At 57.5% G+C, this 6092-nt stretch carries 5 protein-coding genes; 2 read left to right on the forward strand and 3 right to left on the reverse strand.

Annotated elements, in window-relative coordinates; translation table 11 throughout:
• Positions 1 to 142: 142 nt before the first annotated feature.
• Entirely contained in the window at positions 143 to 784 is a 642-nt protein-coding gene (locus tag AC6CH3_RS22480; protein ID WP_498134538.1) for a hypothetical protein, read from the reverse strand.
• Positions 765 to 2369: a hypothetical protein gene (locus AC6CH3_RS22485; protein ID WP_498134539.1), complete on the reverse strand. Its 1605-nt coding sequence runs from the start codon at positions 2367 to 2369 to the stop codon at positions 765 to 767. The genes AC6CH3_RS22480 and AC6CH3_RS22485 overlap by 20 nt, the downstream gene beginning before the upstream one ends.
• A gap of 405 nt (positions 2370 to 2774) precedes the next feature.
• On the opposite strand from AC6CH3_RS22485, the gene AC6CH3_RS22490 reads away from it, so the two are divergent.
• The gene (locus AC6CH3_RS22490) at positions 2775 to 3209 is read left to right on the forward strand and encodes a helicase associated domain-containing protein (RefSeq protein WP_498134540.1); all 435 of its coding nucleotides are present in this window, start codon (positions 2775 to 2777) and stop codon (positions 3207 to 3209) included.
• Here the strand turns inward: AC6CH3_RS22490 and AC6CH3_RS22495 are convergent.
• Positions 3203 to 3487 carry a hypothetical protein gene (locus tag AC6CH3_RS22495; RefSeq protein WP_498134541.1) on the reverse strand — a complete coding sequence of 95 codons (285 nt, stop codon included), beginning with the start codon at positions 3485 to 3487 and terminating at the stop codon, positions 3203 to 3205. The two genes, AC6CH3_RS22490 and AC6CH3_RS22495, sit on opposite strands and share 7 nt — an antisense overlap.
• Positions 3488 to 3718: 231 nt before the next feature.
• Between AC6CH3_RS22495 and AC6CH3_RS22500 the strand changes: the two genes are divergently transcribed.
• Positions 3719 to 5827, forward strand: a complete 2109-nt coding sequence (locus AC6CH3_RS22500; RefSeq protein WP_498134542.1) for an exonuclease domain-containing protein — start codon at positions 3719 to 3721, stop codon at positions 5825 to 5827.
• Positions 5828 to 6092 lie beyond the last annotated feature (265 nt).

Raw genomic sequence — 6092 nt, forward strand, 5'->3', positions numbered from 1 at the left:
GTGATCCATTTTTGCTGTCACTGCTGCTTTCCTTTGAACGACACCTTGTCGGCGTTTCAAGACACGGCCAGAAACGGGACCGAAAACCGCGCCGAGCGTCTGAATGCAACTCATGGGCATGGACTATCGGTCGTTACGACAGTTATCCGCCGAAACCGAGTCCTTTAAGCACTCCTTCAATTATTTGAGCGAGGACGCCACTTTCCGAGACCTTTTTTAAGGTTGCATCGGCACCGCCAGAAAGGGTGGGTCTCATTTCCTTCCGGATTAGGTTAAGCCTTTTCCCCGGCGGAGCGTCTCTCGACGTCCGGCAAGCGGCAGCCAGTGTAGCGAAAAAGTCCCCAAAGCGATCAAAGTCACCATTCGCTGAGTCAGCCAAGTCCCGCAGCGAGAGCAACAAAACTTCATCGTTTTCCCACGGATCGAGCGAAAGCATGACCATAGGGAGGCGGTTAATCGGAAGGTCTAAGGCGGAAGCTAGGCTGTAGACACCCGGCGCGCCGAGAGCCCAAGAGTGTGCAGCGTGCAAGTACTCAAGCTCGCGGCTCGCATCGGCCGGCGCTACTGGCAAATCAAGGCGCCACGCCACAAGCGTGATGGAGATATATGGCCCAGTCATGTCATCTAGCATCGCGGCATTCTGGCGGACGAATTCGAAAGCCTGCTTTTCCAGTCGGGTGCCATCACCGCATAACAAAAGCGCATATGGTCCGTGACCGTACTGCCCGCGCTGTTGCGACCAGTAATCCAAAACGTGGCTGAGATTAGCCGTGCGTATCGTCATGCCCGAATTCACTCTCCGAAATTAGCGGCTCTATAGAGTATTGCGGGGCCGTCGTTAGTGCAGCAGCGACCTCATCGCAGTATTCCTTCCAATTCGCGTCTGTGAAGATCATCCCCATAAAGGAGCGGGCAAATCGAAGCGCCGGAATGACGTTCTTGGTATCTCCTCGAAAAAAATCCGCAGCTTCAACATTGATATCGATAGCACAAGAAGACGATAGGGGGGGCAATTGGCGCTCCCATTCGTGCAATAACACCGGGTGGACGAGCATAGGACCCCCGTCACCGGCGCTACGAAACAGGACAAGGCCCCAGTCTTCGCCCATCAACATTGCGTGGTTTTGAATAGGCCCTCGACTTGTTTCGAGTAACATTGTGCCTAATATTAGCCCTTGTCTCTGTCCCATGGTGTAGAGGAGAACCTCACGCCCTCCGGTCCATTTTTGTAACTCGCTCAGGACATGTTCTGTCTCAGATTTGTGCGACTTTCGCCCATCGTAGGAAGCACTGGGCACCACGCCTTGTTCAGTAACGCAGATTGTTGCTTGTCTTTGTGGGTCTACTGCCTTCAAGAGGGCGGGGGTATCTTCGATAGATACGACTGTCTGCACCGGGACACGCGAATCAGGTCTATAAAAGAGCAGCCTTGCATGGCCCGCTGGAATCTTGTAATCACCCGTTGGAAGCGGCACGTCATAGACGTTTCGGTCCACCATAATGAAGTCGATGTCGGGACATCGGACGTTATCTATTTCAGCCGGGTGGAGGTTCTTTGTGCTGAAAAGCGCGGGTTGGATAGCGATCTCAAATGCTCCTGCAGGCAACAGTTCTACCTCATCAGCTACGACTGAAAATGTGGTCAAAATACGCCTTAGGCCTGCTTCAAGCTCGCCTGCAAACGGCACGTCAAAGAACTCTAAGTCGAAGTCTTTGTCAAGTTTCCGCGGCACAAGCCGAACGTTTCTCCCGTCTTGTATATGACTGCCGGCCCAACGGATACGTTTATCCGGGTCAAGGCGCGACAGCCCATCGAGGATCAGCTCAAGTCGTCCCTCCGGCGAGTTACGAGGATTCTCCAGGTAGGCGGATAGCGAGTCCACATGGTGGAGTCCGAGGTGAGTCCAATCTTGAAGGATGGACGTCTGCAATGCCCTACAGACTATTGCTCTCGCAGCGCGAACACGGGCAAGCGGGGGAAAATCATTCCGCGGCAGTATTCCTTCCAGCATGCCGTACGCGTACGTATAAAACGCTGGAAGGCTGCTAACGGCGGCCTCCAGCTTTTCACCCTCAAGATCCGCTAGCCCACAGTATGTCGCAGCAGCTTCCTGGGGAAGTCGACTGGCTGTAAACAGGGCGTCACTGCACTGCTGCATCGAGTCGTGTGCTTCCGAGGAAAATGGATTGTCGAGGTAAGACTCCAAGGCCTGCTGGACATAGCCAAACGAAGTACTCGCCGCCACTATGTGATGCGTTGTTTCATGGTTGATGACTCCAGCCAACGCGACACTGTCTTCGACGATGTCGAGGCTGACAAATGCCGTTCCCCGTAGGCTGTACCAACCCAATGTGTGTTCGCTGCGCACGCGACCTCCAAATGACGTGACCTACCCCAGTCCTTATCCCACTATTGGGTGAAGCGTACAGTCTTGGAGCGCCGATTCCGGGCAACGAGGAGAAACGCTGATAAGAGTGGGCGTAAGGGAGGTCGGCACCAGGGATGGCAGAACTTGGATCGGGAGAGTGTCATCCCGTCGCCTCAGGTGGGGAACCTTCGTAATGACGGGCAAGGACGGCTTTCGGAACTCCGCTGCCAGCGAGCTGGACCAGCTCGGCCACCCGTTCGGGTGAGGGGCGTGTCCACCAAGGTTGGGTCCAGGAGGAAGGCATGGCCTCGATGCTAGCGGACCATCAGTAGGGAGACCGTCTACCAGTATCAGGCTGCTTTGCCACCGGCTCCGCCGCGTCTGACAGGAGCAGGCCGGCGGAACTTGGAAGACGTCCGCCCGGACCGGGAACGGGCGCTGGGCATCTGGCTCCATCGCCGCCGGCCAGGAAGTAGCGCATGGAACCCTCTCCCCGTCTACGCTGAAGCCCTCGGCGTCATACCGAGCTGGCACCAACCATCGACAAAACAGGCCGATGACGAAGCACGCTGGAAGCAGCGCCTAGTTGAGCTCTGTGAGTACAGGGCAGCCGGCAACAATTTGCCCCGGCACAACAAAACCCAAGACCAGAAAGAGCGCGTCCTGGGCGTGTGGCTGCACGTCCAACGCATCAACGACCGTGCCGGGAAGCTGGATCCGGCGAAAAGGACCCAGCTGGATGCTGTGATCCCAGGATGGCGTCAGGGAAGGCGGAAAGCAGCAAGAGGTGATCTTGTCGCCACTCAAAACAAGGCAGACACCTCAGCGTCTTTTTACTGAGGCACGCTGAAGTAGCTTTTTGGGTCGTCTGCGCCCAGGAGGTCGTGATGGAACACGATGGCGCCCACCGGCCGCGTGTCCACAAACAAGACAGCAACTGTCCGGGAGTGCACCACGGTATAGCGGGTGCACTCCTCCACCCAGGAGTGGATTCCGGTGTACTCCTCGACGAACAAGCCGTCACCGAGCAGGCCCCGCGCTTCCAGCAGGTCGTAGACAACATTCCAGCAGAAATCCATCAGCTCATGGATCGCCGCCTCCACCGTTGGTGCCGTCATAGAACCATGGTGCTCCCGGGCACTGACAGGAAGGCGCAGGTGCCCTGGCGTGTCTTCTCAGCAGGTGGTTACGTTTGAAATGCAGCCTTGAGATGTGGGAACGCATGACCCGTCACATAGAGTGGGCCCCGCAAAACCGTCTCAAGATTGACGCAGGATACCTCTCATTCTCGATCTCTCCAGCTACTCTGAAGAATCCGAGGAACTGGGGGCCAGGTGTTTTGCAGGAGCATGCTCATCGAAGAGGTTGCTGCCATGCTTCACGGAAAACGCGAATTCGTCTGCGTCGATCTTGAAACGACCGGGGTCAGCACCCGTCACAGCCGGGTCATTGAGATCGGCGCTGTCCGGTTCAACAGCAGCGGAAAACTGACCCGCGAGTTCTCCAGCCTCGCCTTCCCGGGGCACGGCTATCTTCATGGTGCGGAGTTCATTCATGGAATAAGTCAGCGTGAGGTGGAATCGGCAGCACCCATCGGCGCGGTCCTCCATCAGCTGATGGATTTCGTTGGCGACCGGGTTGTCGTGGCACACAATCTCCCGTTTGAGAACAGGTTCCTTGGGTCCGAGCTTGAACGGGCGCTGATGGTACCCGGTGACAACATTGGTTTCTGTACCTATTCCGCTGCACGCAGGTTCGTCAGCACCGGAACGAATCACAAGCTGGCCACACTCGCCGAACACTTCGGCATCAGAGAGAGCTCATCCCACCGTGCCCTGCCGGATGCCAGGGTCGGTGCGCACCTCGCATTCAGGCTCCTGCAGCTGGTCGCTTCGGGTGCCCCCACACTCCGGCCATCATCGTCGAAAAAGAACACGACCGCCAGCGCCTCCGTGCCGACAAGGCTCGCTGCGGTCCGGCAGGGTTATCGTCCGAGATGGAAGCCGAGCGATGAGCAGGATGCCATCTTGGAGGCGTTCTTCGGTGAAGGCGACATCAAGATTCTTGCTGGCGCGGGAACGGGTAAGACCACGACTCTGCAGTTGCTCGCCAACTCCACGAAATCAAAGATCATCTACCTCACGTTTAATAAGGCAAACTCGGTTGAAGCCCAAGGAAAATTCACCAAGAACGTGTCTGCTAAGACGATCCACGCTTTCGCCCACGCGGACCTCGTCGGCCACGGCAAGGCAGTCTGGCTCACTCGACTGCGCCTAGGTATTGAACCCATCCAAGCTACCGCTGTCCGTCTCGGCGTGCTGGAGCCCGGATTCATCGAAGCTTTCAGCAGCCCGGAAGTTGCCCGCCAGTTATCGCCCTACGAAGTCACCAAGATGGCCGTCGACACTGTTATCAGGTTCTGCCACAGCCCCAACCGGAAACTCCTCCCCCGCCACGTCAGCACCGGTAAGTCAGCCGCCAGCCTTCGTCCCGCCCTGGCTCCCCTGGTCCTGCTGATGGCCGAAGAGCACTGGGCCAACATCCTGGACGACGGCGTCAGCGATATGCCCATCCTGCACGACCACTATCTGAAGAGGTGGCTGCTGAGCGATCCGCTCCTGGGAGCCAAAGGTGGGATCCTCTTTGTTGATGAAGCCCAGGACCTGAGCCCTGCTGTAGCGGCAATTATCCAGGCGCAGCGGCATCTGAAGAAGGTCTTCGTGGGGGACCCGAATCAGTCCATCTACGGTTTTGCCGGCGGCAAGGACGCGTTGGCTACCATCCTGGCTACGCACACTCTGCCTCTGACCACCTCATGGCGGTTCGGTGAGGGCGCTGCAGTAATCGCCAACGGCTGGCTACGTGCCTTGAACGCCCGCCACTTGGTCAGATCAAGTCCCATCCAGAGCACAACCATCGGTGCCTGCGAATTGCCTGACGCCGTGCTCACCCGTACAAACGCCATGGCTGTATGGGAACTCATGGAGCTACAGAGGCAAGGCAGCCGGGCAACGCTTCGATGCGATCTGGCCGCCACACTAGCCCTTTTGGAGGGCGCCGACGACCTAATGAAAGGGCGGCGTCCAAGCCACGGAACGCTGAGGCGGTTCAGTTCCTGGGACGATGTCCTCAAGCATGTCCGTCACGATTCCAGCGCGCACGAGCTGGTGACGTGGACAAAGCTGATCGAGGGGTTCGGGATCCCTGCGCTCAAGGCTGCCGTCATCTCGGCAACGGCTGCTTCTGACGGCGCCGTTGTGGTTTCCACTGGACATAAAGCCAAGGGACTCGAATGGGACAACGTCCGCATCGCAGACGACTTCGGCGACAAGCTCGTACGAGTCACCTTGGGTGGCGACAAAGACCAACTGTCTGAGGAGATGCGGCTGGCGTACGTCGCTGTGACACGTGCGCGTAAACACCTGGACCCAGGCCCGCTGGCCGACTTCGTCCGTTAAGACGGTGGACTGCTCCTCTCCCCCAAGGTCCGACGCTCAAGGGCCGGCCCTTGAGCGTCGGTCAGCAGAAGTTCGCGGCCTGTTGAAATCCCATCGGCGCATCGAATACCTCAAATTGAACATTGGTGGTCACAAACTATTAGCTGGGGGTGAGTAGACGAAATCGCGTTTACCTGCGGAAATGCCCGAAATTGCCCCGTTTTGAACCCATGTAAAATTCCAGATTTTCTCACCAGTGATTGTCAACTTAGGAGGTGGGTCCTTC

This window comes from Arthrobacter sp. GQ119 (assembly GCF_059759125.1).